The sequence below is a fragment of the Cobetia sp. QF-1 genome (genome assembly GCF_002213105.1).
Lineage (GTDB): Bacteria > Pseudomonadota > Gammaproteobacteria > Pseudomonadales > Halomonadaceae > Cobetia > Cobetia crustatorum.
This window is the reverse complement of sequence record NZ_NBVS01000001.1, coordinates 41,362-67,267: the sequence shown is the minus strand read 5'-3', so window position 1 is coordinate 67,267 and position 25,906 is coordinate 41,362. Positions and strand designations below refer to the sequence as shown.

Annotated in this window: 22 protein-coding genes; 8 read left to right on the top strand and 14 right to left on the bottom strand. The window is 57.1% G+C overall.

Annotation, left to right across the window (positions count from 1 at the left end; translation table 11 throughout):
* Positions 1-92 precede the first annotated feature (92 nt).
* Positions 93-2,987: an aminomethyl-transferring glycine dehydrogenase gene (gene gcvP, locus CFN46_RS00320; protein WP_088742405.1), complete on the bottom strand. Its 2,895-nt coding sequence runs from the start codon at positions 2,985-2,987 to the stop codon at positions 93-95.
* A 228-nt stretch (positions 2,988-3,215) separates the two neighbouring features.
* The gene (gene gcvH, locus CFN46_RS00315) at positions 3,216-3,608 is read right to left on the bottom strand and encodes a glycine cleavage system protein GcvH (RefSeq protein ID WP_088742404.1); all 393 of its coding nucleotides are present in this window, start codon (positions 3,606-3,608) and stop codon (positions 3,216-3,218) included.
* Positions 3,609-4,322: 714 nt separating this feature from the next.
* On the opposite strand from gcvH, the gene CFN46_RS00310 reads away from it, so the two are divergent.
* The gene (locus CFN46_RS00310) at positions 4,323-5,690 is read left to right on the top strand and encodes a sodium:alanine symporter family protein (RefSeq protein ID WP_088742403.1); all 1,368 of its coding nucleotides are present in this window, start codon (positions 4,323-4,325) and stop codon (positions 5,688-5,690) included.
* 207 nt (positions 5,691-5,897) lie between these two features.
* Positions 5,898-7,013, top strand: a complete 1,116-nt coding sequence (gene gcvT, locus CFN46_RS00305) for a glycine cleavage system aminomethyltransferase GcvT (protein ID WP_088742671.1) — start codon at positions 5,898-5,900, stop codon at positions 7,011-7,013.
* Positions 7,014-7,274: 261 nt separating this feature from the next.
* Here the strand turns inward: gcvT and CFN46_RS00300 are convergent, their stop codons facing one another.
* The 3 genes from CFN46_RS00300 to CFN46_RS00290 all read right to left on the bottom strand — a co-directional run bounded on the left by CFN46_RS00300 (position 7,275) and on the right by CFN46_RS00290 (position 9,530).
* Positions 7,275-7,481, bottom strand: coding sequence for a cold-shock protein (locus CFN46_RS00300; protein WP_024951638.1), 207 nt, complete (start codon positions 7,479-7,481; stop codon positions 7,275-7,277).
* Between the two features lie 602 nt (positions 7,482-8,083).
* Positions 8,084-8,746: a 3-oxoacid CoA-transferase subunit B gene (locus tag CFN46_RS00295; protein ID WP_024951637.1), complete on the bottom strand. Its 663-nt coding sequence runs from the start codon at positions 8,744-8,746 to the stop codon at positions 8,084-8,086.
* 82 nt (positions 8,747-8,828) lie between these two features.
* Positions 8,829-9,530, bottom strand: coding sequence for a CoA transferase subunit A (locus CFN46_RS00290; RefSeq protein WP_088742402.1), 702 nt, complete (start codon positions 9,528-9,530; stop codon positions 8,829-8,831).
* Between the two features lie 265 nt (positions 9,531-9,795).
* Between CFN46_RS00290 and CFN46_RS00285 the strand changes: the two genes are divergently transcribed.
* On the top strand, positions 9,796-10,725 hold the full coding sequence (locus CFN46_RS00285; protein WP_088742401.1) for a LysR family transcriptional regulator: 930 nt from the start codon (positions 9,796-9,798) through the stop codon (positions 10,723-10,725).
* On the opposite strand, the gene CFN46_RS00280 is transcribed toward CFN46_RS00285, so the two are convergent.
* The 5 genes from CFN46_RS00280 to CFN46_RS00260 all read right to left on the bottom strand — a co-directional run bounded on the left by CFN46_RS00280 (position 10,701) and on the right by CFN46_RS00260 (position 15,220).
* The gene (locus CFN46_RS00280; RefSeq protein WP_088742400.1) at positions 10,701-11,456 is read right to left on the bottom strand and encodes an alpha-ketoglutarate-dependent dioxygenase AlkB; all 756 of its coding nucleotides are present in this window, start codon (positions 11,454-11,456) and stop codon (positions 10,701-10,703) included. The genes CFN46_RS00285 and CFN46_RS00280 overlap by 25 nt on opposite strands.
* Before the next feature lie 69 nt (positions 11,457-11,525).
* Complete coding sequence (locus tag CFN46_RS00275; protein WP_088742399.1) at positions 11,526-12,074, bottom strand: phosphatase PAP2 family protein; 549 nt, start codon at positions 12,072-12,074, stop codon at positions 11,526-11,528.
* Entirely contained in the window at positions 12,046-13,203 is a 1,158-nt protein-coding gene (locus CFN46_RS00270; protein WP_088742398.1) for a glycosyltransferase family 1 protein, read from the bottom strand. Before CFN46_RS00270 ends, CFN46_RS00275 begins: the two co-directional genes overlap by 29 nt.
* A 204-nt stretch (positions 13,204-13,407) precedes the next feature.
* Positions 13,408-14,328, bottom strand: coding sequence for a LysM peptidoglycan-binding domain-containing protein (locus CFN46_RS00265; RefSeq protein ID WP_024952747.1), 921 nt, complete (start codon positions 14,326-14,328; stop codon positions 13,408-13,410).
* The gene (locus CFN46_RS00260; RefSeq protein WP_088742397.1) at positions 14,318-15,220 is read right to left on the bottom strand and encodes an acyltransferase; all 903 of its coding nucleotides are present in this window, start codon (positions 15,218-15,220) and stop codon (positions 14,318-14,320) included. The genes CFN46_RS00265 and CFN46_RS00260 overlap by 11 nt, the downstream gene beginning before the upstream one ends.
* Positions 15,221-15,500: 280 nt before the next feature.
* Here CFN46_RS00260 and nhaD point away from each other — a divergent pair, with 280 nt between their 5' ends.
* Entirely contained in the window at positions 15,501-16,808 is a 1,308-nt protein-coding gene (nhaD, locus tag CFN46_RS00255; protein ID WP_024952745.1) for a sodium:proton antiporter NhaD, read from the top strand.
* 358 nt (positions 16,809-17,166) lie between these two features.
* Here nhaD and CFN46_RS00250 read toward each other — a convergent pair whose 3' ends face one another.
* A complete protein-coding gene (locus CFN46_RS00250) occupies positions 17,167-17,937 on the bottom strand; it encodes a DUF1338 family protein (protein ID WP_088742396.1) in 771 nt (256 codons plus the stop codon).
* Positions 17,938-18,054: 117 nt separating this feature from the next.
* Here CFN46_RS00250 and CFN46_RS00245 point away from each other — a divergent pair, with 117 nt between their 5' ends.
* Positions 18,055-18,954 (top strand): DMT family transporter, encoded by a 900-nt coding sequence (locus tag CFN46_RS00245; RefSeq protein ID WP_088742395.1) that lies wholly within the window; start codon positions 18,055-18,057, stop codon positions 18,952-18,954.
* A gap of 142 nt (positions 18,955-19,096) precedes the next feature.
* On the opposite strand, the gene CFN46_RS00240 is transcribed toward CFN46_RS00245, so the two are convergent.
* From CFN46_RS00240 to CFN46_RS00230, 3 genes are all read right to left on the bottom strand, one after another.
* A complete protein-coding gene (locus CFN46_RS00240) occupies positions 19,097-20,851 on the bottom strand; it encodes a monovalent cation:proton antiporter-2 (CPA2) family protein (protein ID WP_024952742.1) in 1,755 nt (584 codons plus the stop codon).
* Between the two features lie 222 nt (positions 20,852-21,073).
* On the bottom strand, positions 21,074-21,340 hold the full coding sequence (locus tag CFN46_RS00235; protein WP_024952741.1) for a GrxA family glutaredoxin: 267 nt from the start codon (positions 21,338-21,340) through the stop codon (positions 21,074-21,076).
* A 225-nt stretch (positions 21,341-21,565) separates the two neighbouring features.
* On the bottom strand, positions 21,566-22,618 hold the full coding sequence (locus tag CFN46_RS00230) for a YeiH family protein (protein ID WP_246116579.1): 1,053 nt from the start codon (positions 22,616-22,618) through the stop codon (positions 21,566-21,568).
* Between the two features lie 177 nt (positions 22,619-22,795).
* On the opposite strand from CFN46_RS00230, the gene CFN46_RS00225 reads away from it, so the two are divergent.
* From CFN46_RS00225 to CFN46_RS00215, 3 genes are all read left to right on the top strand, one after another.
* Complete coding sequence (locus CFN46_RS00225) at positions 22,796-23,704, top strand: LysR family transcriptional regulator (protein WP_088742394.1); 909 nt, start codon at positions 22,796-22,798, stop codon at positions 23,702-23,704.
* Between the two features lie 100 nt (positions 23,705-23,804).
* Complete coding sequence (locus tag CFN46_RS00220; protein ID WP_088742393.1) at positions 23,805-24,629, top strand: alpha/beta fold hydrolase; 825 nt, start codon at positions 23,805-23,807, stop codon at positions 24,627-24,629.
* Positions 24,626-25,900, top strand: a complete 1,275-nt coding sequence (locus tag CFN46_RS00215) for an MFS transporter (protein WP_141103609.1) — start codon at positions 24,626-24,628, stop codon at positions 25,898-25,900. The genes CFN46_RS00220 and CFN46_RS00215 overlap by 4 nt, the downstream gene beginning before the upstream one ends.
* Positions 25,901-25,906 lie beyond the last annotated feature (6 nt).

Here is a 25,906-nt window from a genome sequence, read left to right as displayed (position 1 = left end):
TTTTGCATACTACGATTACCCACCTGATCATGACGTTCAGGGAGGGCTCGCGCGAGGCTCAATGGATCAGCAATCATGAGTCTCGCTGGGCGCTAGTCGCGGTAGAGATCGATGCTCGGGCAGGAGCAGATCAGCTGACGATCGCCATGCACGTTATCGACCCGGTTGACTGCTGGCCACTGCTTGGCAGCCTTGACGTGTTCGCTTGGGAAGGCGCCGATTTCCCGCGAGTAGCCACGATTCCAGTCAGCGTCCATCAGATCAGCCTGGGTGTGCGGGGCATGTATCAGCGGGTTGTCTTCCAGCGTCCACTCGCCTTGCTCGACGCGAGTGATCTCGGCACGAATCGCGATCATCGCATCGCAGAAACGATCGATCTCGTAGAGCGACTCGGATTCAGTCGGCTCTACCATCAAGGTACCGGCGACCGGGAACGACATGGTCGGCGCATGGAAACCGTAATCGATCAGGCGCTTGGCGATATCTTCTTCGCTGATACCGGAGGCTGCCTTGAGCGGACGAATGTCGATGATGCATTCATGCGCCACGGTGCCGTTCTTGCCACGATAGAGCACTGGATAATGGCCATCGAGGCGTGTGGCGATGTAGTTGGCATTGAGGATAGCCAGCTCAGTCGCTTCACGCAGCCCGCGTGCGCCCATCATCTTGATGTAAGCCCAGGAAATCGGCAGGATCGCCGCGGACCCGAAAGCAGCCGCTGAGACAGCCGTACATTCTGGCTTCACACCTTGCAGCGGCGTGACCACGTGGTTGGAGACGAAAGGTGCCAGATGTGACTTGACGCCGATAGGGCCCATGCCCGGACCGCCGCCGCCATGCGGAATGCAGAAGGTCTTGTGCAGGTTCAGGTGTGAGACGTCGCCGCCGAAATCGCCAGGGCGGCAGATGCCGACCTGAGCATTCATGTTGGCACCATCGATATATACCTGCCCGCCGTGATCATGAACGACCTGACAGGCCTCGCGCACGGTTTCCTCGAATACGCCGTGGGTAGACGGGTAGGTGATCATGATCGCGGACAGCTTGTCGCTGTGTTGCTCGGCCTTGGCACGCAGGTCGTCGATATCGATGTTGCCGCTGGCATCGCACTCGACCACCACCACCTTCATGGCGGCCATCGCGGCGGAGGCCGGGTTGGTACCGTGAGCGGAGCTGGGGATCAGGCAGATATCACGCTCACTTTCGCCGACGGAGGCCTGATAGCGACGAATCGCGACCAGACCGGCGTACTCGCCCTGGGCACCGGAGTTCGGCTGCATGGAGATGGCGTCATAGCCGGTGATCTCGACCAGGAAGGCAGACAGCTCGTCGATCATCTGACGATAGCCCACCACTTGATCGGATGGCGCGAACGGGTGAATGTTCGCAAACTCAGGCCAAGTGATCGGAATCATCTCGGTGGTGGCATTGAGTTTCATGGTGCAGCTGCCCAGCGGGATCATGGCATGGGTCAGCGACAGATCCTTGTTCTCCAGACGCTTCAGGTAACGCAGCATCTCGGTTTCCGAGTGGTAGCGGCTGAAGGTCGGGTGGGTCAGGAAATCGCTGTCACGGTGGCAGGCAGCAGGGATGCCGCGGGTGCCTGAGGCAAGCAGTTCCTGATCCAGCCCGGCGACCGACAGGCCGTGCTCTTCACCCAGCAGTACGTCAAATAGCACGCCAACATCGGCAGCGGTGGTGGTCTCATCAAGGTTGATCGTGACGCGACCATCGCCGTGATGACGTAGATTGATCTCGTGTGTCAGCTCGCGACCTAGAATCTTGCCTTCATCGATGCCAGTGATGGTGATGGCATCAAACCAGCTGGAATGCTGCAGATTCAGGCCACCACGCATGACGCCTTCGGCGAGAATGCTGGTCAGGCGTTGTACGCGAGTCGCGATACGCTTGAGGCCTTCGGCACCGTGATAGACCGCGTAGAAACCGGCGATGTTGGCAAGCAACGCCTGTGCGGTACAGATGTTGGAGGTCGCCTTCTCGCGGCGGATGTGCTGCTCGCGGGTCTGCATGGCCATGCGCAATGCCGGGTTTCCGCGTGAATCCTTGGAGACGCCGATGATGCGGCCCGGGATGGAGCGCTTGAGCTTGTCAGTGGTCGCGAAGAAGGCTGCGTGTGGGCCGCCGAAGCCCATCGGTACACCGAAACGCTGGGAAGTACCGACGACGATGTCAGCGCCCAGACTGCCGGGCGACTTGAGTACCACGAGGCTGAGCAGATCAGCGGCAACGACGGTCATCGCGCCGCGTTCGCGAGCGGCTTCCAGCAACGGTGCCAGATCACGCACTTCACCGGTATTGCCCGGATACTGGAACAGCGCACCGAAGATATCGTGCTCGCCGACGTTTTCGGCAGCATCGACGATCAGCTCAAAGCCGAAGTAGTCAGCGCGGGTACGCATGACGTCCAGTGTCTGCGGCAGTACATCGTCAGAGATGAAGAAACGGGTGCTCTTGTTCTTCTTGTTGCCACGCTGACATAGCGCCATGGCTTCAGCTGCGGCGGTAGCTTCATCCAGCAGACTGGCGTTGGCCAGTTCCATACCGGTCAGATCCATCACGGCTTGCTGGAAGTTGAGCAGGCCTTCAAGGCGCCCCTGAGCGATTTCCGGTTGATACGGGGTATACGCGGTGTACCAACCCGGGTTTTCCAGCACATTGCGCTGGATGACCGCAGGCAGGTGAGTATTGTGATACCCCTGACCGATGTAGGTCTTGAAGACCTTGTTCTGACGCGCGAGGCGTTTGAGGTAATCCAGTGCCTCGGATTCCGTGCGTGGCCCTTCGAGATCCAGCTCCCGACCCAGACGAATGGCAGCCGGTACGGTGCGGTCAACCAGCTGGGCGATACTCTCTTCACCAAGTGTGGCCAACATGCGCGCCACATTGGCGTCAGTCGGGCCGTTGTGACGGGAAATGAAGTCATCGTGTCCGGCCAGCTGGGCCAGGGTAAGCGTCTCGTGTGCCATGCAAAAAGTCCTGTGCTGCTTCGGGAGCTGCAGGGTGGCAGCCCGCGGGAGGAACATCGCCTTGCTTGTGTAGTGTCAACGTACCTACCGCAATGAAGCCGCGCGGAACGTGCGATGGCAGAGCAAGGGAGTGAAATGAACAGGTGCTGCAAGGAAAGCTCAGCGGATGTGAAACGTACGTAGAGCCAAAGGTGCCTCCCACTCGCGAGGGCAGGAGGCTGACAGGCATCAAGCTTCGCTTTCGACCAGCAGGGTATAGGCATCAGCGTCGAGCAGCTTTTCGAGATCAGTGCTGTCGGCGACTTTCATCTTGAGAATCCAGGCATCGTCGTAAGGGCTTTCGTTGACGGATTCAGGTGCGTCTTCGAGGCTTTCGTTAATGGCAATGACTTCACCTGCTAGAGGTGCATACAGATCGGAAGCTGCCTTGACGGACTCGATGACACCGAATTCTTCTTCAAGCGCCAATTCACGGCCGACTTCCGGCAGCTCGACGAAGACGACATCACCCAGTGCTTCCTGAGCGTGGTCAGTGATTCCGATGGTCACGGTGCCATCACCGTTGTCCTGAACCCACTCGTGACTTTCGGTGTACTTAAGCGTGGCAGGAATATTGCTCATGAGTGTTTTCCTATGTGAAAAGATTTTCTAATTCAGGGAATCGGTTCGTCATTATGCACGAAGGTATCCAAGCGTGGCAGTGGCTGGATGTCACGTGCCGCTACGACTTTTGGCGGGTGCGCATGACGTCCGCCTCTCTATCGTGGTCTGCCGCTCATCGAACGTCCAGTGCCATCCTGCAGTGAACCATGAGTCGCATGTTATCAGGCCCAGGGCAGGCGGTTGTTATATCAGGTGATGCTTGATTCCTTGCCTGGCGAGCACATCAGTCGGCTATGGCCAGGCTTTCAGTGAAAGCCTGGCCTCGACTTGCGAGCTATTTCATCCCGCGCTAAAGTGCTGGCTGTTTCGTATAGGAAACTTGTTTCCATATTGTGCTCCGGTTGCAGGACTGTCAATTGCGTTTGGCACCCGTGTAGAAGTAAGGCCTGCACAGTCCTACCGTTACTCCAAGAGAGTGCTGCTGCCTCACAAGAGAGAGTTACCCGTACTGGATCACCACACGAAAACACGATGAAACGTTATGGAGTGGCGCATTTTTTTGTATTTTTTGCGCACTATCTTGCTCGCAACCTAGCGTAAAGACCTGCCGGACTAGTGAAGTCTGGTGGCTTCCGCTAATGTGAGCTTTCACATGGCGATCGAGACATGTGAAAGCCAGGATGTGTGCACTGCGCATCGTGTAACAAAAATAATTCAGCGGAGGAAATCTGCGTGGAAATGATCAGTTCTGTCTTTACTGCCATCAATGGTGTCGTGTGGGGCCCGTTGATGTTGATCCTCCTGCTCGGGGTGGGTTTCTATCTTCAGGCTGGCCTCAAAGGCATGCCGATTCGCAAGTTGGGCACTGGTTTCAAGTTGCTATGGGGTGGGCGCGCTCCGGGCAAGGAAAGCGATGGTGAGATTTCTCCGTTCAATGCCCTGATGACGTCTCTGTCTGCCACCATCGGCACGGGTAACATTGCCGGTGTGGCCACGGCGATTGCGCTGGGTGGGCCTGGTGCGATCTTCTGGATGTGGATGACGGCGTTAGTCGGCATGGCAACCAAATATGCTGAGGCTGTGTGCGCAGTGCGTTATCGTGAGGTCGATGAGACCGGTGCGCACGTGGGCGGGCCGATGTATTACATCCGCAATGGACTTGGCCCCAAATGGGGCTGGTTGGGCGGCGCGTTTGCCTTCTTTGGCTGCTTCGCGGCATTCGGCATTGGCAATACCGTACAGTCCAACTCAGTGGCCGATGCACTGGAAACGTCCTTCGCTATCCCTCACTGGGTGTCTGGGGTCGTGATGATGGTGCTGGCAGGCGCGGTTATTCTGGGCGGCATCAAGCGTATTTCCAATGTAGCAGGCAAGTTGGTGCCGTTCATGGCGATTGCCTACTTCCTGGCAGGCATCATCATCCTGGTGATCAATGCCAGCCAGATCGGTCATGCCTTTGGCTTGATCTTCACCTACGCGTTCAATCCTGTCGCCGCGACCGGTGGTTTTGCCGGTGCAGCAGTCATGGCAGCGATTCGTTTCGGTGTCGCGCGCGGTATCTTCTCCAACGAGGCTGGTTTGGGGAGTGCGCCGATTGCACACGCAGCTGCGCAAACCAATAACCCGGTGCGTCAGGGCCTGGTAGCGATGCTGGGTACGTTCATCGATACCATCGTCATCTGCACCATTACTGCATTGGCCATCATCACCTCAGGGCTATGGTCTTCTGGTGAGACAGGGGCTGCACTGACCTCGATGTCCTTTGACCAGGCATTGCCGGGCGTGGGCGATCACATCGTGGCTATTGCGTTGGCGGTATTTGCCTTTACTACCATTCTTGGCTGGTCCTTCTATGGTGAGAAGTGCTTCCAGTATCTGTTCGGTGCGCGTCCGATCATGCTGTACCGCATCCTGTTCGTGATCGCGATCCCGGTAGGGGCGATGGCCAAGCTGGATCTGATCTGGCTCATGGCGGATACCTTCAATGCACTGATGGCAATCCCGAACCTTATCGGTCTGGCATTGCTGTCACCGGTGGTCTTCAAGCTCACACGTGATTACTTCGACGGCAAGGATGTGATGGCCGGCGAAGATCGCTAAAACATATTTCTGATGTGATGAATCATGAGGCTATCCATCAGCCCTCGTGATCAGCGGATCGGGACTGGGTGGGGGGCGCTCTGGCAGCTCTCACCCAGGTGTCCAGATTTTCAGTTCACTAGCCTCCCGCGGCCTGGGGCCACACCCTTGGCTGTCTGCGGGTTTTGCATGCCAACCTGGAGAATTCCGATGTCCGATTCCGCCTCAGTGCAAGGTCTCAAGCAGACCGCCCTCCATGACCTGCATGTCGAGCAGGGTGCCAAGATGGTCGAGTTCGCCGGCTACGCCATGCCGGTGCAGTACCCGCTAGGTGTCAAGAAGGAGCATGAGCACACGCGCGCCAAGGCAGGGTTGTTTGATGTCTCTCATATGGGACAGTTGACTCTGCGTGGCGAGAATGTGCAGGCCGCACTGGAGACCTTGGTGCCGACTGATATCGTTGACCTGCCAGTCGGGATGCAGCGTTATGGATTATTCACCTCTGATGCCGGTGGCATCCTCGATGACTTGATGATCGTCAATGGTGGCGATCATCTCTATGTGGTGGTGAATGCCGCCTGCAAGGATCAGGACATCGCGCATCTGCGTGTCGGCTTGCCAACGGAGATCGAGATTGATGTGCTCAATGATCGTGCACTGCTGGCATTACAGGGTCCGTTGGCTCACGCCGTCATGCAGCGTCTTGCTCCTGAGGTGTGCGAGCTGACTTTCATGCATCACGCGCGTGTCAGTATTGAGGGTATCGAGTGCTGGGCTAGCCGTAGCGGCTATACCGGTGAGGATGGCTTCGAGATTTCAGTGCCGAATGCTGATGCAGAACGTTTCGCACGTCTGTTGCTGGCTGAAGATGAAGTCGAGCTTATCGGCTTGGGTGCGCGCGATTCTCTGCGCCTGGAAGCAGGGCTGTGTCTTTACGGCCATGATCTGGACACCACTACCACGCCCGTGGAAGGTAGCTTGATCTGGGCGCTCGGCAAGGTGCGTCGTCACGGTGGTGAGCGTGAGGGCGGCTTCCCGGGAGCAGATGTCATTCTGACCCAGGTTGCCAACAAGGACCACGCACGCAAGCGTGTTGGACTCGTGGCTGAAGGGCGTGCGCCGGTTCGTGAAGGCGCTGAGCTCTTCGATGGTGAAGGGAATCTTATCGGTGTCGTGACCTCGGGTAGCTTCGGGCCGACATATGGCAAACCGGTGGCGATGGGCTATGTAGTGGTCGCGCACAGTGCGCTGGAAACACAGCTGTTTGCTGATGTGCGTGGCAAGCGTCTGCCGATGACAGTGACGAAGATGCCGTTCGTTGAGCAGCGCTACTACCGCGGCTAGAGGCTGGTGAGTTGATGTTGTTGCGTACCGCTCGCGGCGATACGTCACGTCAAAAGGGACTGCCATGGCAGTCCCTTTTTCATGACTGTCTTTTCCGTGACGGTCTCTCAGGCCTGCTTTACTCACCGCCGTTGAGCGTTCCAGCCATCGTGTCGGTGCAGAGGCTGTTGTATCAGTACAGAAATGACAGACGCAAAAAAGCCCGCCGAGGCGGGCTTTTTTGTCGGAGGAGGGGTTAGCCTCTTCCTGCTAAATCAAAGCTTAGTCAACCAGCTTGATGTTAGCGGCCTGGAGGCCTTTCTTGCCCTGGGTGACGTCGAAGGAAACCTTCTGACCGTCTTGCAGAGACTTGAAGCCTTCAGCCTGAATTTCGGAGAAGTGTGCGAACAGGTCGTCACCGTTGTCGTCCGGAGAAATGAAACCAAAACCTTTAGTGTCGTTAAACCACTTGACTGTACCAGTTGCCATGATCGTAATTCCTTACTGATGATATTGCCGGGAGTTACCCGATATACGTGGGTAAAACAAGGAGGATATGCACCAGGTACCGAAGTGTTTCGATCACGACTGACGATATTCGACTTGCTAACCAACGAGAGCAATACTGCGCTGCTAAGGCCGTAAGGTCAAATGAAATATCAAAAACTTCTCTGATTGCCTAATAATCGTGCGCCGGATTTGAGCGCACAAGCGTATTGTAAGGCATGAGAATTGTGTTACGGAAAGAGGACTGTGATAAATGATTTTTTATCCCGTTATCTTGCGAGAAAGCACTACTGTTGTTTGCTTTCAGATCTTTCCTCACAAGAGGGATAGTCGTGTATAGCTTCAGTGGCAAGAAAGTTAGTGAAGATATTAACTCTATATATATCAATAGATTGGATGAAAAAAACCGACAACGATGGCAGCGCTGTCGGTGGATGACTATAACGTCATCAAGGCTCTCGGAGAGAGAGTGTGATGCGCCCATCACACTGTGAGAGATCTTTATCAAAAGGGGAGAGTCAAAGAGGCTGAATCAAGCCAATAAAATTACTGAAAGGCCGGGCAAGAATTCAGCCTCTTGTCGCTTACGCGTCGAGCTGCATTTCTGGCACGTGATCCGGAATAATCAGCTTGCCTGCGGTCAGGCGGCTGATGTCTTCGACACTGACGCCAGGTGCGCGTTCCAGCAGGTGGAAGGCACCGTCCTTGATTTCGAGGAAGGCCAGATCGGTCAATACGCGTCGAATACAGCCAGCACCGGTCAGCGGTAGCTCACACTGGCTAAGCAGCTTTGACTCACCGTGCTTGGAAGCATGAGTCATGGTGCAGATGATGTTCTCGGCACCGGCGACCAGATCCATCGCGCCGCCCATGCCCTTGATCAATTTGCCGGGAATCATCCAGCTGGCGATGTTGCCGTTCACATCGACCTCGAAGGCACCGAGCACGGTCAGATCAACGTGGCCACCGCGAATCATCGCGAAGGATTCGGCCGAGTCGAAGATGGCCGCACCGTCGATGGCGGTTACGGTTTCCTTGCCGGCGTTGATCATGTCTGCGTCGACTTCATCCTCGTAAGGGTAGCGGCCCATGCCCAGCAGGCCATTCTCGGACTGCAGCATCACTTCGATACCATCGGGGATGTAGTTGGCTACCAGTGTCGGAATCCCGATACCTAGATTGACGTAAGAGCCGTCCTGAATTTCCTGAGCCACTCGCTGGGCCATCTGTTCACGTGTCAAAGCCATGATTCATTCCTTGTTCTTGAGCGCCATCAATATGGGCTGACGCAATGCATGCGGGAGAAAGTCAGTGCGGGCGGAGCGAGGCTCAACGCGTGCGTACGGTACGTTTCTCGATGCGCTTCTCGAATTTACCCAGGATGACGCGATCGACGTAGATGCCGGGTGTATGGACATCAGCCGGGTCCAGCTCGCCGGGTTCTACCAGCTCTTCTACTTCCACCACGGTGATCTTGCCGGCTGTCGCGGCGAGCGGATTGAAGTTACGCGCGGTATGGCGATAGACGACGTTGCCGTAGCGATCCGCTTTCCATGCCTTGACGATGGCGAAGTCACCCTTGATGGCTTCTTCAAGAATATAGGGGCGGCCGTCAAATTCGCGTACTTCCTTGCCCTCGCCGATGGGCGTGCCGTAGCCAGTAGCGGTGAAGAAGGCGGGGATACCTGCGCCGCCGGCGCGCATCTTCTCGGCAAGCGTACCTTGCGGCGTGAGGATGACTTCCAACTCGCCACTCAGCATCTGCTGCTCGAACAGGGCGTTCTCGCCGACGTAGGAGGCGATCATGGTCTTGATCTGACGGTCTTCCAGCAGTACGCCGAGCCCGAAGCCGTCGACACCACAGTTATTGGAGACAACGGTCAAGTCTGTGACGGCAAGACGCTTGACTTCCTGGATCAAGTTCTCGGGAATACCGCACAGGCCAAAGCCACCGGCAATCACGGTCATGCCATCTTTCAAGCCAGCCATGGCATCAGCGTAGCTGGTCACCACCTTGTTGAATCCTGCCATGCGAATCTCCTTGAGCGTGTTGTGTTGTTAGAGTCGATGCCGACATGTCGGGACGTTCACGCTATATCCCACTGCAAAAGAGTATGACTTCATCATTGCCGACAAAAGTGGCGCTGTATATATTTGTATAAGTTTGTTTTTCAGATAGATTGATCAGATTTATTTATAAATGGTTGATCTGCAGGCTATCAGTGATTGTCTTCACGGTAGCTGCAGGTGGCACAAGCGGCTGCTTCAGCAGTGATTTTCCCAACGAGGAGTGCTCATGACGCTCAAGCAGTTGCGTGCCTTCGTGGCCGTCGCACGGACCTTGTCATTCGCCGAGGCCGGTACCTTGGTGCATCTCTCGCAGCCGGCATTGTCGTTGGCGGTCAAGAATCTTGAGGAGTCGTTGGGCGGTCGGCTATTTCAGCGCTCCACTCGTCAGGTTAGCTTGACGCCGGAAGGCCGAGCCTTTTTTCCGCTCGCACGGCGGCTGTTGTCTGACTGGGAGCATGCCGAGGATGATATGCGTCAGCGCTTCAGCCTGGGGCGCGGGCGAGTGGCACTGGCGGCCATGCCGACCTTTGCCGGTAATTTGCTGCCGGGCGTATTGGCCGCCTTTCGGCGCCAGTTTCCCGAGATCACCATTGAAGTGAACGATGTGATTGCCGAGGAGGTGGTCGAGCGCGTTACCGATGGCCGAGTGGAGCTGGGCATCAGCTTTGATCCCGGTGTGCGGGAAGACCTGATTTTCGAGTTGCTGTTCGAGGACCGCTACATCGCCATCCTGCCGCCTGGCCATACGCTATTGCAATCCAACCCACGGCACATCGACTGGGCACAACTGCATAAGGAAGATTTCATTACCTTGCAACGGCCTTCTGGTGTGCGGCATATGTTAGAGCAGCGCTTGGCGGAAGCTGGTCTTGGGCTAGCAGTAGCGTTCGAGACCCATCAGCTAGTCACGTGCGGACGCATGGTGGCAGAGGGCCTGGGGGTCAGTGCAGTGCCCGCGATGAGCGCTGGCCAGATGACGGCGCTCGGGTGCCACTGCATTCCGCTTGAAGGTCCCGTGATTCACCAGAAGGTGGGGGTGATACGCCGTCGCCGTCACGAGCTCTCCGTGGCGGTACAAGCCATGCTCGACACGTTGCGCGCCCGCTATCCGAATGCTGCTCTCGCGAGTGATCAGCGTGAGGGTGTCAGTAACTGACGATAGGTCAGGCTAATGCGCAGACCTTCGAGTTTGCGCGGTGGCAGGGCGTGATGCAGGTGATCCTGACAGCCGCGCCCCATGACTAGCAGTGAGCCATGCGGCAACCAGAGATTGAAGGCTGGTGTCTCTGCATGTGGGCTGCGCGGATGGCCTTTGAAGCGTAATGGCCGCATCAGTCCCAGTGAGATCGCCAGTACCACGGGGCGATTCCCCAGCTCTGGCTCATTGTCACTGTGCCAGCCCATGCGATCATTGCCATCGGCATAGCGATTGGCCAACAGGCTGTTGAAGGGGGTGCCTATTCGAGGCTCGATACGCACTTTCTGGTCCGGTTGAGCACCGAGTTCATCATTGATCGCGCACCGTGATAACTCACCAATACGCCAGGCCATCGGTAGCCAGGGCGTTGGCTCAAACAAACTGCCCGAGTAGCGATAGCGTGCTCCTCTATCTCCCATCCAGACCTGTCGGCGGGGTATCGGGTGTGTCTGTCCATGCACGCTCAAGCTAGGACGTTGCCAGTCGAGTGTGCCTTCCAACGTGGCAAGCGCCTGATCGGCCTGGAGCGGCGTCAGTGCTTGCGGTTTGAGGTAAAGCGGATGTAGCGGATGGCGATACCAGCCGTGAGCGAGCGGCTGCCAGTCCTCGGGCAGTCGTCGGACGATATCGACAGCAGACGGTGTCGCATGTGTCGCGAACAGATCATCGGTTGGAGGTGGTGTGCTCATTCATCGAGATTGCCAGAGCCGTCGCGTAGTGAGCAAGCCTCTGTAGAAGGTTCGGTAGAGACGATCGTACTAGCGGGCTAGAGATTCGAAACCCAGGATCGCCAGCTCCGCCAGACCCAGACCGAGCACTGCACCGGCCAATACATCGCTGACGTAATGCAGCCCCAGAATTACGCGAGACAGTGCAATCAGTAGGGCGAGTGGTGTCACGATGATGGCTAATTCAGGCACCTGTTGTGCCGTCAGGCTGGCAAATAGCGTGGCATGCAGGGTGTGGCCGCTGGGGAAGCTGTAGCGGTCCAGCGGTGGCATGGTGCAGTTGATGGTCGTGAACGTGATGAAGGGGCGTTCTCGACAAAGACGTGTTTTCAGTGCGCGATAGAGCAGTGCCCCCACCCCGGCCGCCAGGCTAAATTCCAGTAATAACCAGCCACCCGATGCAGTGTGTAACGGCAGGCTTAGGGTCAGCAAGAGCCAGACTGGCCAGTCGCCCAGTCGAGAGACGCCTCTAAATAGTGCCAGCACTGGTCGAAACAGCGCCAGGCGGGCGACCTGTCGGCACAGCCGCCATTCCAGCAGGTCTAGCCGTTCAAAGACGAGAAGGTTGCGATCGTGCATGAGCTTTTTCCTCGGCGTGGCGCAGGCAGGCGAGAAAGCCATCGGCGATACGGCTCCAGCCTAGCGGTTCGACGCGCACACGTGCAGCGCGTCCCAGGCGGGCGATGCGGGCCGGCCGTTGGCAGACCTCCACCGCCTGTTCGATGAAGCGATCGGGTTGTGTGCATGGTGCTAGCAGCCCCTGATGATCATCACGAATCACTTCTCCCGCCGCCGCGTAATCGAACGCGATGACGGCTAGCCCGCTGGCCATGGCTTCCAGCACGACATTGCCGAAGGTTTCCGACAGTGAGGGGAAAACGAAAATATCGGCGCTGGCATAGTAAGTGGCGAGAGCGTCGCCGGTCTGAAAGCCAGCAAAGATGGCATTTGGCAGGCGCTGCTGTAGTCGTTCACGTAGAGGGCCATCGCCTACCAGTACCAGTACGAGGTCCGGCTGTACTGCCTGCATGGCATCGTAGGTGCGAATCAGTAGCTCGATATTCTTTTCGGCCGCCAGACGCCCGACATAGAGTGCGATGGGTTGCTGAGAGCTTACCCCCCACTGCTCGCGGAGCACCTCGCTACGATGCTTGGGAGAAAAGTGCGAGCAGTCCAGTCCGCGTCCGACGACCTGTACATGCTGAAAGCCTTGCTGCATGAGGGTGTCAGCTTGGGTGCGCGTCGGGACGAGTGTCATGCGTGCGGCATTGTGGAATTGGCGTAGGCCATACCGTACCAGCGGACGTAACGCCTTGAGCCGATAATGGGTGCTGTATTGATCAAAGTTGGTATGGAAGCCAGCGACCACAGGTAGCCCCAAGTGGCGTGCTACCAGCAGGGCACTGATGCCAAGCGGGCCTTCGGTTGCGATATACACTACCGTCGGACGATATCGACGCCACAGTCGCATCAAGCGGCGCGGTGCGGGAACACCGATCTGAACGCTGTCGTAACCGGGAAGGCGGAAGCCACTGACCTGCAGTTCTTGCTGTGCGCGGGGCTCGTGACTGCCATCACGTGTGGCAGGACGGATGAGCTGGAGTTCACAGCCGCGTGCGGCGAGTTGCCCGCACAGATGGCTCAAGGTATGAGTCACACCATTGATCTCCGGGTGCCAGGTTTCACTGACGAAGGCAATACGCTCCATGACGTCTCCCTAGGTGGCCATTGAGGAAAGTATTGGCCAGTGGGGTGACGACGAGATAACAGGCAGGTGACGAAGTGATGACACCCGAGCCTGTGAAGGCCGGGTGTCATGGGGGGTATGCCGATCGGCTGGCGTAAAGTGCCGTCGAGACAGGTGTTGCTTACATCGATATCACTAAGCGCAATGTCTTCATGATCAACAGCTTCAGCGCTTCTCGAGGATGTCGCGTGGATTGATGGGCTTGCCACCATGCCGCACATCGAAGAGCAGCTCATGCTGGCCATTATGGCTTTGCGCGACACGGCATAGCGGTGTGCCCGGTGTGACCTGCTGTCCAACCTTGGCGAGAATCTCACCACACTGCGCTAATACGCTTTGCAGATTGCCAGAGTGGTGAATGATGACCACGTTACCCAGCTGCCGCATGGTATCGGCGAAGCGCACTTGCCCCTTGGCTGGTGCGCTAGCGACACCATTGGTGCCAGTGCGAATCTGCATCGGCGCAAGCTGTCCGTTGCCGTTGGTGCCGAATTCACGCGTGACCTGACCGCTTGCAGGCCAGCGCCACAATTGCCTCGGTTTCTTCAGAGGCCCCGGGTCTGGGCGCGCGACAAGACTGCCGGCGCTGGCGCGTCCTACAGGGGCACTGCTACGACTGGGTCCACCATTGAGTGGTACCGAAATAAGCGTCCCTACCTTCAGGTCATTCGGATTCAGCCCCGTGTTGGCCGCCTGAATCCGTTGAGGACTGGCAGCAAAGTAACGTCCGACCTTGGAGTAGGTGTCACCGGGGCGCATCTGGTACCGATAAGGACCGCCAGAGGGCGCTCGCTCGCTGGCGGTAGGCACCAGGATGCGTTGGCCAACCTTGAGGTCACGAATCTTGACGCCGGGGTTGAAGCGCGTCAGACGCAACAAGGGAATATCGGCATCACGCGCGATCTTGCCCAGCGTATCACCTTGCTGAATGGTGACCCATTGGCCAGCCGGCGAGCCCGAATAGCTACCTGTTGCACAACCGCCAAGCCACAGTGACAGGCACGCGAGCCCCAGCCAGCGAAGAGCAGCGCTGAGAGAGGGGAGTGTAAAAGCACGGCCACCATTGTGGACGATTTCAGTATTCATCAATGTCATTTCCTGCGCGTGACAGTCGGGCATCCTTGTCCTTCCAGACCTGGTTGAGCCATTGCTGGAAGCGCTCGCGATAGGCGGCATCCGCATGATAATTCCCGCTCAGCATCCAAGGTTCCAGAGGGCGCTGCACGATATCGACGCTGATATCGCCACCGTGCCCGCACAGGAATCCCCAGAAGCTGGCGCTGGCATGGCGATAATCGAGGGTCGCATCGAGAATGCCCGAAAGTCGGTCGCCAAGAATATTGATCACCTGAGCACTGCCCCCGGCACGCGGCCTGAGTAGCTGAGTGAACGGGCTTTGCTGCTCATCATGCTTGGTCGGTGTGAAGCGTGTGCCTTCGACAAAGTTGAAGATTGCCATTGGTGCCTGACGCGCTCGCTCGCAGATACGCCGTGTCGCCTCGCGGTCACGTGCCGCCAGATGAGGATTGTCTGCCAGCTGTTCACGGCTATAACGACGCATGAAGGGAAATTCCAACGCCCACCAGGCCAAGCCGATTACCGGCACCCAGATCAACTCCTGCTTGAGGAAGAACTTGGGCATAGGGGTGCGACGATGCAATGCGTATTGCAACACGAAAATATCGGTCCAACTACGGTGATTGGCAATCACCAGCCACCAGCGACGATGAGCGGACCCGTCCTTCAGCGCAGCTGGCACGCTGATATGCCAGCGTGGACGTATCCATGCATGAATCCACACATTATTGGCACCAATCCAGCCCATGGCGAGATAGTTCAATCCTTCCAACAGGTGAAGTTGCAAGCGTCGTGAAGGGGTAATCAGCTTGAGTAGTGCCAACAGGTAGAGCGGTATTGCCCAGAACAAGGTGTTGATGATCAGAAATAGCAGGCTGATGACGCCTCTGATACTCGACATGCATGACTCCTTCATCAGATCGCGCCATCGTAATTCACCGGCGAGTGGAAGCCCACCCCGAAACCACAGATCCAAGCAACTTGTCGTTGCGTCTATTGAACGCATCGCAGGTCGAATGGTGGCGCTTTGCGCCGTGTGGTGTCATGCACATGTCGGCTATTTTGCCAGTCGACCCCAAGGCGATGAAGTCTGCTCATGATGAGCTGGCCAGTGTATGCGCTACTAACTGCTGTCGCACCGGGTGACAATTCAGGGCGGCAACTCAGGGAGAAAGAGTGACATGTGGTTGCAGATATTGTTGGTGGGGCTGGCGTTGGCCGCCTTTGTTCTGATTGCGATCGAGGACGTGATTCACCTCAACAAGGCCAAGACGACCCTATTGTTGGGGACGTTTAGCTGGTTGCTGCTATTTATCTTCGGTCCGATGGCGCTGAAAGTGGATGACGTAGCAGAGGCGCTGAATGAGAATCTGCTGGAAATCGCCACATTATGGCTTTTTTTGATGGCCGCCATGACCTTTGTCGCCTACCTGAATGCCAAGGGATTGATCGCCAACCTGATTTATCGTCTGCTGCCCAAGCGGATCGGTGAGCGAGGGCTGCTCTATCTGACTGGCACCTTTGCTTTCGCTTTCTCATCGCTGGCGGACAACATCACCGCCACGCTGGTCTCGTTGACGTTGGTGCTGTCGTTAGGATTGCCCCCCAAGAAGACCCTGCGCTTTGCAGTACTGGCAGTGTTTGCGGTCAATTCTGGTGGTGTGGCACTGATAACGGGCGATGTCACCACCCTGATGATATTCCTCGCCGGCAAGGTGCGTATCAGCGAATTGATGTTATTGGCCATCCCATCCTTCGTGAGTGTGATGCTGTTGGCGACGCTACTGTTACCCGGCTTGGGTGGAGAAGTGACGCTGTCGCGAGAACGCCGTGAGACTCGCCGACTAGACCGTATTGTGGCCTGGTTATTTCTGGCGACCATCCTTTCAACACTTGGCTTCAATGTGCTGTTTGGCATTCCGCCGTTGCTGACCTTCCTGTTCGGGATGTCAATCATGTTCCTGCTGGGACATTTCGCCGAGCGACGGAGTGATAATGAAGAGAGGCGTATCCTTGATTACATTCGTATAATCGAATTTGATACGTTGCTGTTCTTCCTCGGCATCCTGCTCATGGTGGGTGCGCTGAAGGAAGCTCGCCTGCTGGAAGGGTTGGCTCATCTGTATGAGCTGATGCCAGCCATGCAGGCCAATTACCTGGTCGGTCTGTTGTCGGCAGTGGTCGATAACGTGCCGCTGACGGCAGCAGTACTCAAGGCAGATGTCAGCATGAATGACGCGGAGTGGTTGGCAATGACCTACGCCGCGGGGGTGGGGGGATCGCTGCTGGTCATTGGCTCTGCGGCAGGGGTGATAGCGCTATCCAAGGTGCGAGAAGTCAGCTTCATGAGTTATCTGCGCTTTTTCCCCGCCTTACTGCTGGCCTATAGCGTTGGCTATATGGGCGCGTATTGGCTGGGCAGTCAGGTCACTGATACACCGATGTCCATGCCGCTGACACTGATATCTCTCCAGCAGCTGGTTAGTTGATCAGCAGCTGCGCTGTCAGAAGACGCGGTAACAGAGCAGGTAGCAAGGCCAGCAGTAGAGTGGATATTGGCAATGAGGTCTCTGACTGCTGAAAGCTGTTGATGGTTTTTTGATCAATCTGTTGTCAGTAGCTTGATACCGATGACAACGAGTAGATGTACAGAGATTCTTCACAGCTTTTTCCACAGCTTCTGTTGATAACCTTTTTACGACGTTCAGATGAGATGGTGAATCGTATGTTTCGTGTCGATTAGCCGTGCACATGAGCGGATAGCAGCAGTGGTTTACCTGGATCGGGATACATGAAAGCCCTCGTCGTTTCCGGCGAGGGCTTGGATTATTACGTCAGGCGCTAGAGCTATGCGCTTAGCTGGCAGAGCGTATACTCCGGCAGCAATTGTTCTGCCGCCCGCTGATTCTGGTCGCTTTTCATCGTTGCCAATAGTGCAATACCGCCCAATACCACCATATGCTCATCACCATCAGCAAAGACCATGCGCTGCGCGTGTGCCGGGTAGTAGTGATATTCCAGCTTGGGGTTGATCGGCAATATCGCATGATGGCGTCCTGACTGTGGAGCCATGCCCTGCATCAGCATGCCTTCACAGACGGCTTCCAGGGTTTCGCCGAGCTCATTGGCATTGAAGCCGACATGATGCAGACGGGGCCCCATGACTGACAGCCAGGCGGCCAGCGGATTGGCTTCCAGCAAACGTTCGAAGGTTGGCCAGTTCGGCATGTTCCAGGGGCGGCAGGGCGCAAGAAGATTCTGCCCTTTGCAGTCGTCGCGATGGCTCTGGCTAATCAGGCATTTTAGCAAGTCACGATGTAGAGGAGGCAGGCTATTGGCCTGTAGCTCGGCCAGCATTACTGCTGCTCCACCATCGGGGGGGAGCAGCAGATCCACCAATAAGCCTCGGTCGGCCATCGCATACTGTTTGATGCGGCGATAGCCTTGGTGATAAAGGCTTGGAAGTAGCTTTTCGCTCCGAAACGGTCCTTGATCGAGCGTCAGGAACATCAGATATTCGGGCTTGATGCTATCTGGCCAGATGTCCAGCGCTCCGATATCCGGATGCCGGTGAACAAAGTCCAGCCATAGCTGTTGTTGGAATTCCTCGCGTTGCATGCTGCCTCCTTGAACGGGTTATATGAACCCTGTGCTGGAAGCGATTATAGGTAGTTGCCCAGAAGGCATTTCAACGCCTTTATCCGATTTTTTCAGCCCTTTGTCCGGAGAGTGAAAATGCCAGTGCTGGTGGCGTATTGCGTGGTTCTCATGGTGTGGTCGACGACACCGCTGGCGATTTCATGGAGTGCCTCCGGGTGGCTGCCTGCATGGTCGGCCATGGGTAGGATGTTAATTGCCGCATGTATTGGTTACCCATTGTTACGCGTGATGGGACTGAAAATGGACTTCTCGGTAGCGGCCATGCGCAGTTATATCGCGGCAGCGTTGGGAATATGGGGTGGCATGTACTTTGCTTATATCGCAGCAGGCTGGTTACCAAGCGGTATCATGTCGTTACTCTTTGGACTCGCACCGCTGCTGTCGGGGCTCTATGCCCGCTGGTGGTTGAAAAGTGCGCCACTTGACAAGCTGCAATGGTTAGGGTTCGCATTGGCATTGGGTGGGTTGGCCGTTGCTGTTTCGGATTCTCTGGCATTGCCGCCGGGTAGCTGGAAGGGAGTGCTGACCATGTTGCTGGCGGTTAACTGCTTCGCTGCATCGGGTGTGCTGGTGCAGCGCGAGCGGGCAGGGCTGCATCCTCTTGTACAGACAGAGGGAGCGTTACTGGTCTCGCTACCTCTTTATTTCATCTGTGCGCTGGTCGTGGATGGTGTGCCAGCTGCCTTGCCCGTGGGTCGGCCGCTAGGAGCCATTCTCTATCTCGGGGTGTTCGGGTCTCTGATTGGTTATCTATGCTATTACTTTGTGCTGTCGCGGTTATCGGCCAGCACGGTGGCACTGGCGACCTTGATTACGCCGATATTTGCGATGAGTCTCGGCGCTACACTCAATGGTGAGCTGATCTCCAGCCGTGTCTTGTCAGGTGCGCTGCTGATTGTCGTTGGACTATGCGCGTACCTGTTTGGTCCTCAGTGGCGCTCGCGGCTGCAGGGTGGGCGCATCACGCGTTCGTGATGGCAGACGCCTAGCTGGGCGTAACAAACAAGAAGGCCGACCCCTTGTGGAGTCGGCCTTCTTGTTTGTTACCAGTAGATATCACCCCTACAACCTGCACATATCATCTGCAGAAGCACTGGCGAGAGTAGCCGTGGTGATATCAGGTGTTGTTCTGGAAGAGACGTTTGAGTTCGGCCATGGCGGCTTGCTCGCTGGATACCAGTGCTTTCTGGTCATGGCGATTGTCAAAGTCCTTCTTGAGCATATCGTCATCCATCTCGCGGAAGGCGCGTACGACCTCATTGGCGCGAGCGCTCGGGTACCCCAGTGCTCCCAGCAACCCTCCACCCATCTCGAGGCTGCTGGCGTAGGTTTCACGAATGACGTGCTCGACGCCCAGCTCCATCAGTTGCCAAGCATGGTGACGGTTTCGGGCCCGTACGAATAGCTTAAGATGTGGGAACTGATGACGCACCATACGCACGATATGCGTAGTGGTATCAGCGTCATCCACGGCCACCAGCATGATGCGTGCGTGTTCGGCACCTGCCGCGCGTAACAACTCGGCACGGCTGGCATCCGCGTAGAAGATGCGCGAACCAAACTGACGTACGAATTCGACCTGCGCCATGTTGGGATCGAGGGCGGTGAAGTTGATGCCCTGGGTTTTCAGCAGACGTGCACTGATCTGTCCGAAGCGACCAAAACCTGCGATGAGCACTTGCGGTGACTCTTCGCCGAAGTCTTCGTCGTAAGGACGCTTGGCCTCGCTCGCTGCTCCCAGCTTGTGAGCAAAGCGATAGAGGAAGGGGGTGGCAGCCATCGAGAGTGTCACTGCGCTGATCACTAGACTGGTCAGTGTCTGATCAAAGATGCCCGCGGCCATACCGGCGGTCAACAGGACGAAGTCGAACTCGCCACCCTGTGCCAGCACCGCTGCCAGTGGCAGCGCCTCGGCCAGTTTGAGGCGTGCAGCCCGTCCGATTAGCGCGATTACCAGCACCTTGCCAAACATCAGGGCCAACGTTAGCCCGAGGACGGTGAGAGGGCGCTCCATCACCAGTGATACGTCGACTGACATGCCCACTGCCATGAAGAACAGCCCCAGCAGCAGTCCCTTGAAGGGGTTGATGTTGGCTTCCAGTTCGTGACGATAAACCGTATCGGCCAACAGTACCCCAGCGAGGAAGGCACCGAGTGCCATCGATAGGCCGACCCACTCCATCAGCAGGGCAGTGCCGATCACGACGAATAATGCGGCGGCGGTAAAGATCTCGTGAATTTCGCTGCGCGCCACCATCTTGAGCAAGCGCGGTACGACAAAGCGTCCGACGATAATTACGGCCGCCACCATACCAATACCCTTGATCACGCCTAACCAGCCGCTGCCGGTGCTCGAATCAAAGTTATCCGAGAATAATGGCAGTAGCGCCAGTAGAGGAATGACGGCGAGATCCTGGAAGAGCAGGATGGCAAAGGTTGATTGGCCGTGCGGAGTGGCGAGCTGGTGATTCTCACCAAGGACTTGCAGGGCAAAGGCGGTGGAGGACAGCGCCAGAATGAACCCGAGGAGTATCGATGACGTAAGAGACAGGTCTAGCCATAGTCCGACAGGGGTTAGCAGTGCGCCACACAACAGCATCTGTGCGCTACCGAGTCCGATCAGCTTGAGGCGCATGTCCCACAGTCGCTTGGGTTCAAGCTCTAACCCGATCATGAACAACAGCATGACGACGCCGAATTCAGCGAAATGCAGTACCTCACCGGGGTCAGAGATAAAGCCGATCAGCGATGGCCCTAGTAGTACCCCGATGGCCAGATACCCAAGGATAGATCCCAAACCAAGTCGCTGAAATAGCGGCACGGCAACCACCGCACAGCCCAGCAGCACGGCGCCTTCCAACAACATACTCATTTTCGCTTCCTTGTCCATCTGTAGGCCAGAAGTCGCAAATTGTCGCTGGCCTCCGTCGGGGTCGCAAGCGATATACCTGCTTGTTGGGCAACGAGGATGAACAGGATGTCTTGATTACCCTATCACCAGACACAAAAAGGCCCTCGCATTATGCGAGGGCCTTGGTGCAAATCTCGAGCGCTGGTACTGACATTTCAGAGCCGAGGTGCCAGGGCTGAGGTATCAGGCCTGCGGCATTAGCGCTTCGTCTTGCACATACTGATTGAACTCGGTGAAACCACCGATGTGATTCTGATCGACAAAGATCTGCGGCACGGTATCCACCGGCTTACCGATGGTCTTTTCCATGTCGGCCTTGCTGATGCCTTCGGCATGGATATCGATATAGCGATAGTCGAAATCATCGCGCTTGGCGGTGAGTTCTGCGGCGAGGTCCTTGGCGCGGACACAGAAAGGGCAACCCGGACGACCAAAAATGACTGCAAGCATGATGTTCTCCTGAATATCTCAGCACAGGTTAACGTGACTGGAAATGAGTTTCCGGCAAGGCCGGTGAATGATTCGTTGGTCGCTATTGTGCTTCAGCATCGCTGGGTTTGCCAATTGAGCGGTGCTACTGCAGCGATTGCGGGAATCAATCACCTGACTCATTCGTTGCTTGGGGCGTCTATTGATCAGCTGTCCAGCTGGGTGACTCCAATGCCTGGATCAGGCTTAACCCATCAGCAGAAGGTTGGCACCAAAGCCGCCGACCATTAGCAGGGCGAACAAAATCAAGGCCAGCAGGAAAGGCTTCATGCCGAGTGAACGCAGGCGATCGATGCGTGTTTCGACACCCAACCCAGCCATGGCCATGGTCAGCGCTACACTCCCCAGCGTCGACATGCTGGTATGCAGCGTGGCGGGAATTTCACCGGTGCTGTTGATGCCGGCCATGGCGATGAAGCCAAGCGCGAACCACGGGATGGTCATGCTACCGCCGGATTCGCGCTCGTCACCGTCGGTGCGGGCACGCATGGCCCACAATTTCGGAAGTAGCAGCAGGAAGGGCACCAGCATCATGACGCGCATCAGCTTGACGATCAGCGCGTTGGCGAGGGCATCCGGACCGACCGCTTCACCGGCGGCAACGACCTGTGCCACCTCGTGGATGGTGGAGCCGATATAGATCCCGAACAACCCTTCATGCATGCCCGTCATCGGATAGAGAAGCGGATAGACCAGCATGGCCAGTGAGCCGAACAGCACGACTGTGGCAACGGCCATCGCGGTAGCCGCTGGGCGCGCCTTGATCATGGACTCCGTCGCCAGGACTGCCGCAGCGCCACAGATGGCAGAGCCTGCGCTGGTCAGCAGGGCGGTATCGCGATCAAGTCCCAGCCAGCGAGTACCGATGAAGTAGCCGCTGCTCATGACGGCAGTAATGACCAGGATATCGAGAAAGACCACGCTCCAGCCAAGACCGAGAATCTGCTGCAGAGTAATGGACAGGCCGAACAGGATGATGCCGAGTCTCAGGAGCTTCTTGGTCGCGATATGCAGGCCAGGCGACAGCGTCTTGGCATGACGGCTGACGATAGGAAGGTTGCCGACCACAATGCCGCACAACAATGCGAAGACCAGCGGGCTGACACCGGTGGAGGCCAATGCCGGGATAGCATGCAGCGCCAGTCCGGCAAGTGTCAGACCGCCACACAGCGCAAGTCCAGGCACCATGCGGCGCAGCTGTTCAGAGATAGAGGGGGCGGTCAGGGTCTGTGCGTCCATGGACATTCTCCTTACAGGTATCAGCAGAAGTGCTGCGTATTGTTATCGTGTTGGCATGAGGCAGTGCGTGAGGCAGATGATGTGTGCTTAGTGCCTCTGGTTTGGTGATTAGTCTATCCAGGAATATCATTGACTGGTTAGTCGATTGTTCTTTTACTGCTTACCGGAAAAATCGATATGCAAATCCATATCACCCTACGTCAATTGCAGGTGTTCGTTGCCGTGACACGTCACGGGTCGGTAAGCGCTGCGGCGCGTGAGATCGGACTGTCACAATCGGCGGCGAGTCAGGCGCTTTCTGAGCTGGAGCGCCACCTGGATGTGCAGCTGTTTGAGCGTCTCGGCAGGCGCTTGGCATTGAATGCCAATGGGCGTCGTTTGCTGGCGCGTGCCGAGCAATTGCTTGAGCAGACACATGCGCTGGAGCTGGAAGCTCGTGAACCGGATCTTGAGGGGGGGAACTTGCGCGGTGAGCTGGAGATTGCGGCCAGTGCCACCATTGGCACCTGGCTTCTGCCGGGTCTGGCAGGCAATTTCATGCGTGAGCATCCGGGGACTGAACTCAACCTGCGTCTGCGCAATACGCATCAGGTGGTTGAGGCCGTGCTCAATTACGATGCCGAGCTGGGACTGATCGAGGGTGACTGCCATGCGCCGCGCCTGATGAGTCAGACCTGGCGCGAAGATGAGCTGGTGGTGGTCGCGCCACCGACGCATCCGCTGGCGCTGCGGAGTGAGCCTCTCGGTGATCAAGACCTGGCGACCGCTGACTGGATTCTGCGTGAGGCAGGGTCAGGGACGCGGGCCGTATTTGAGCGGGCGCTGCACGGGCGTATTGAGCGACTCAAGGTGCGTATGGAGCTAGGGCAGCATGAAGCGATCAAGCAGGCCGTCTTCGCCGGGCTCGGAATCGGCTGTCTGTCGCGCTTGTCGGTGGCCGCCGAGTTGGCCCGCGGCGAACTGGTCGTATTGCCGACACCGCAGCTCAATCTCAAGCGTCATTTTTCGATGTTGTGGCATCCGGAGCGTTATCGCAGTCCGCTATGGCAGGCCGTCAAAGTCTATCTGGAGGCTAGCCCTGGCTGAGTCTGTCTGCTGGTTAAGCTTATTCTGCTAGCCGAGCGCATCTCCTAGATAGTCTGCTAACATGAGTGCTTCCTAAAACTTGGTGTCCATAGAGGTGGTGATGAGCACAACGGTCGAGCTTTTTTATAATGAGAGTGACGCTCGTGCAGCCGCTCAAGTAGAAAGTAATGTTCTTCAGGAAGCCCCCCCTCTGGTCGTCCTGCATGGTCTGTTTGGCAGCGCAGATAACTGGCGTTCGCATATCAAGTCGTGGGCTGAGACACGGCGTGTGATCGCGGTAGACCTGCGTAACCATGGCCGCAGCCCACATGTTTCGGGCATGAGTTATTCGGAGCAGGCAGCTGATGTCATCGCCTTGCTTGATCGCCTCGAGATCGAGCAGTGCGATCTGCTGGGTCACTCGATGGGCGGCAAGGTCGCGATGCAAGTGGCACTTGACGCTCCTGAGCGCCTGCGTCGTCTTGTCGTCGCCGATATCGCGCCAGTGGCCTATGGCCACGGTCATGATGAGATATTTGCAGCCTTTGAGGCTGTGCGCGACGCGCATCCTGCATCACGCAAGGAGGCTGATGGCGTGATGGCACAGCATGTCGACACACCGGCCATTCGCCAATTCCTCGCGACCAATCTGGTGCGCCTCGAGGATGACAGTATGGGCTGGCGGGTCGGTCTGGATCAGATCGCGGCGGGTTACATGCAGATTGTCGAAGCACCGCAGGGAGCAGGGCCGGTCGAGCTACCGACATTGCTGCTGTGGGGCGCACGTTCCAACTACGTACAGCAGAATGGTATGGCAGTGATGCGTGAGCGTTTTCCGGCGCTGGAAGATGCTTCATTGGATGCTGGTCACTGGCTGCATGCTGAGCGTGCAGCGGAGTTTCAGCAGGCAGTGCTGGTGTTTCTTGATCGCGACTCACGCACTTGAGCAAGCCGTCATCACGACACCCGCGCCAGGTATCACATGGTGCTCCATCTCCCGTGACCACTCATGAGCGATTAGTGGTGGCGCTGGTCACTCTGTTGCAATTTGCCGTCATCATGGGCTTTACCATGGTGATGGCACTGGGGCCTGACTTCGCACAGTCATTGGGCATTCCGCTGGACCGGCTCGGCTACATCGTCGGTAGCTACCCGCTTGCGGCGGCTGTCGGGACGCTATTGTGGACACGGCATGCCGACCGTTTCGACCGCCGCTGGGCGGTGCTCGGTTTTCTGTTTGGCGCTGCGCTATGTCATCTGATTGCCAGTTTCGCGACCGGCTACGAGACGTTACTGGCGGCGCGTATGCTAGGAGGGCTGTTTGGCGGACCTGCCGCGGCGACGGCATTGGCTATCGTAATCGATGTCGTGCCTGGTATCCGGCGGGGACGTGCGATGGGCATGGTGATGGGCGCTTTCTCGGTCGCGTCAGTGCTTGGGCTGCCTTTTGCGCTGTGGCTATCGGAAGGCTTCGGCTGGCAGGCACCGTTTCGTGCGGTAGCGCTATTGGCGCTGCTGATATGTGGGTTGCTGGCCTGGATTCTGCCCCCGATTCGAGGTCATCTTGATAACCCGGAGACGCGCAATCGCAGTCGCAAGGGCACCACGATCATGGCGATTCTGGCCCAGCCAAATCATCGGCTCGGCCTGGCACTGATTGCCACGGCCATGTTCAGCAACTTCCTGGTCATTCCCAATCTGGCCAGTTATCTGTTGTTCAACCTGGACTTGCCGCGTGAAGACCTCGGTGGGCTCTACATGATTGGCGGCGGGCTTTCACTGGTTGGCATGCAGCTGACTGGCCGTCTGTGTGATCGCTACGGCAGTGTCTGGCCCGGCACCATTACCTGCCTGCTGACAGCGCTTGTCGGGTGGGCCTTCCTGCTGCATTCGCCCGGTCCGTCGTTGATCTGGATAGGTTTTGGGGCTTACATGCTGTTCTCCTCGGCGCGTCGAGTCGCTCAGAACACGCTCAATAGCTTCATTCCGGCCGACCATGAGCGCGCCGCCTTCACCAGCACTCAGAGTGCGGTACAGCATCTGAGTTCTGCTGCCGGTAGCTATCTCGGGGCGGGGTTATTGGTCAGTACGCCGAGTGGTGCGTTGGAAGGCATGCCCTTGCTGGTAGCCGTGCTGGTGGTGGCACTGATGATCCAGCCGCTGCAGATGGCCTGGTTGTCATGGCGTCTGGCGAAGAGCCCCAGCCAGGATGTGTAGCGTACG

Excerpts from the sequence above, each read along its gene's own strand:
- CFN46_RS00295 (WP_024951637.1), bottom strand. The coding sequence starts at position 8,746 with ATGGCTTTGACACGTGAACAGATGGCCCAGCGAGTGGCTCAGGAAATT.
- CFN46_RS00245 (WP_088742395.1), top strand. The coding sequence starts at position 18,055 with ATGCCAGTGCTGGTGGCGTATTGCGTGGTTCTCATGGTGTGGTCGACG.
- CFN46_RS00265 (WP_024952747.1), bottom strand. The coding sequence starts at position 14,328 with ATGAATACTGAAATCGTCCACAATGGTGGCCGTGCTTTTACACTCCCC.
- gcvH (WP_088742404.1), bottom strand. The coding sequence starts at position 3,608 with ATGAGCAATATTCCTGCCACGCTTAAGTACACCGAAAGTCACGAGTGG.
- CFN46_RS00260 (WP_088742397.1), bottom strand. The coding sequence starts at position 15,220 with ATGTCGAGTATCAGAGGCGTCATCAGCCTGCTATTTCTGATCATCAAC.
- CFN46_RS00220 (WP_088742393.1), top strand. The coding sequence starts at position 23,805 with ATGAGCACAACGGTCGAGCTTTTTTATAATGAGAGTGACGCTCGTGCA.
- CFN46_RS00275 (WP_088742399.1), bottom strand. The coding sequence starts at position 12,074 with ATGCACGATCGCAACCTTCTCGTCTTTGAACGGCTAGACCTGCTGGAA.
- CFN46_RS00290 (WP_088742402.1), bottom strand. The coding sequence starts at position 9,530 with ATGGCAGGATTCAACAAGGTGGTGACCAGCTACGCTGATGCCATGGCT.
- gcvP (WP_088742405.1), bottom strand. The coding sequence starts at position 2,987 with ATGGCACACGAGACGCTTACCCTGGCCCAGCTGGCCGGACACGATGAC.
- CFN46_RS00280 (WP_088742400.1), bottom strand. The coding sequence starts at position 11,456 with ATGAGCACACCACCTCCAACCGATGATCTGTTCGCGACACATGCGACA.
- CFN46_RS00235 (WP_024952741.1), bottom strand. The coding sequence starts at position 21,340 with ATGCTTGCAGTCATTTTTGGTCGTCCGGGTTGCCCTTTCTGTGTCCGC.
- CFN46_RS00270 (WP_088742398.1), bottom strand. The coding sequence starts at position 13,203 with ATGGAGCGTATTGCCTTCGTCAGTGAAACCTGGCACCCGGAGATCAAT.
- CFN46_RS00240 (WP_024952742.1), bottom strand. The coding sequence starts at position 20,851 with ATGAGTATGTTGTTGGAAGGCGCCGTGCTGCTGGGCTGTGCGGTGGTT.
- CFN46_RS00250 (WP_088742396.1), bottom strand. The coding sequence starts at position 17,937 with ATGCAACGCGAGGAATTCCAACAACAGCTATGGCTGGACTTTGTTCAC.
- CFN46_RS00285 (WP_088742401.1), top strand. The coding sequence starts at position 9,796 with ATGACGCTCAAGCAGTTGCGTGCCTTCGTGGCCGTCGCACGGACCTTG.
- CFN46_RS00300 (WP_024951638.1), bottom strand. The coding sequence starts at position 7,481 with ATGGCAACTGGTACAGTCAAGTGGTTTAACGACACTAAAGGTTTTGGT.
- nhaD (WP_024952745.1), top strand. The coding sequence starts at position 15,501 with ATGTGGTTGCAGATATTGTTGGTGGGGCTGGCGTTGGCCGCCTTTGTT.
- CFN46_RS00225 (WP_088742394.1), top strand. The coding sequence starts at position 22,796 with ATGCAAATCCATATCACCCTACGTCAATTGCAGGTGTTCGTTGCCGTG.
- CFN46_RS00230 (WP_246116579.1), bottom strand. The coding sequence starts at position 22,618 with ATGGACGCACAGACCCTGACCGCCCCCTCTATCTCTGAACAGCTGCGC.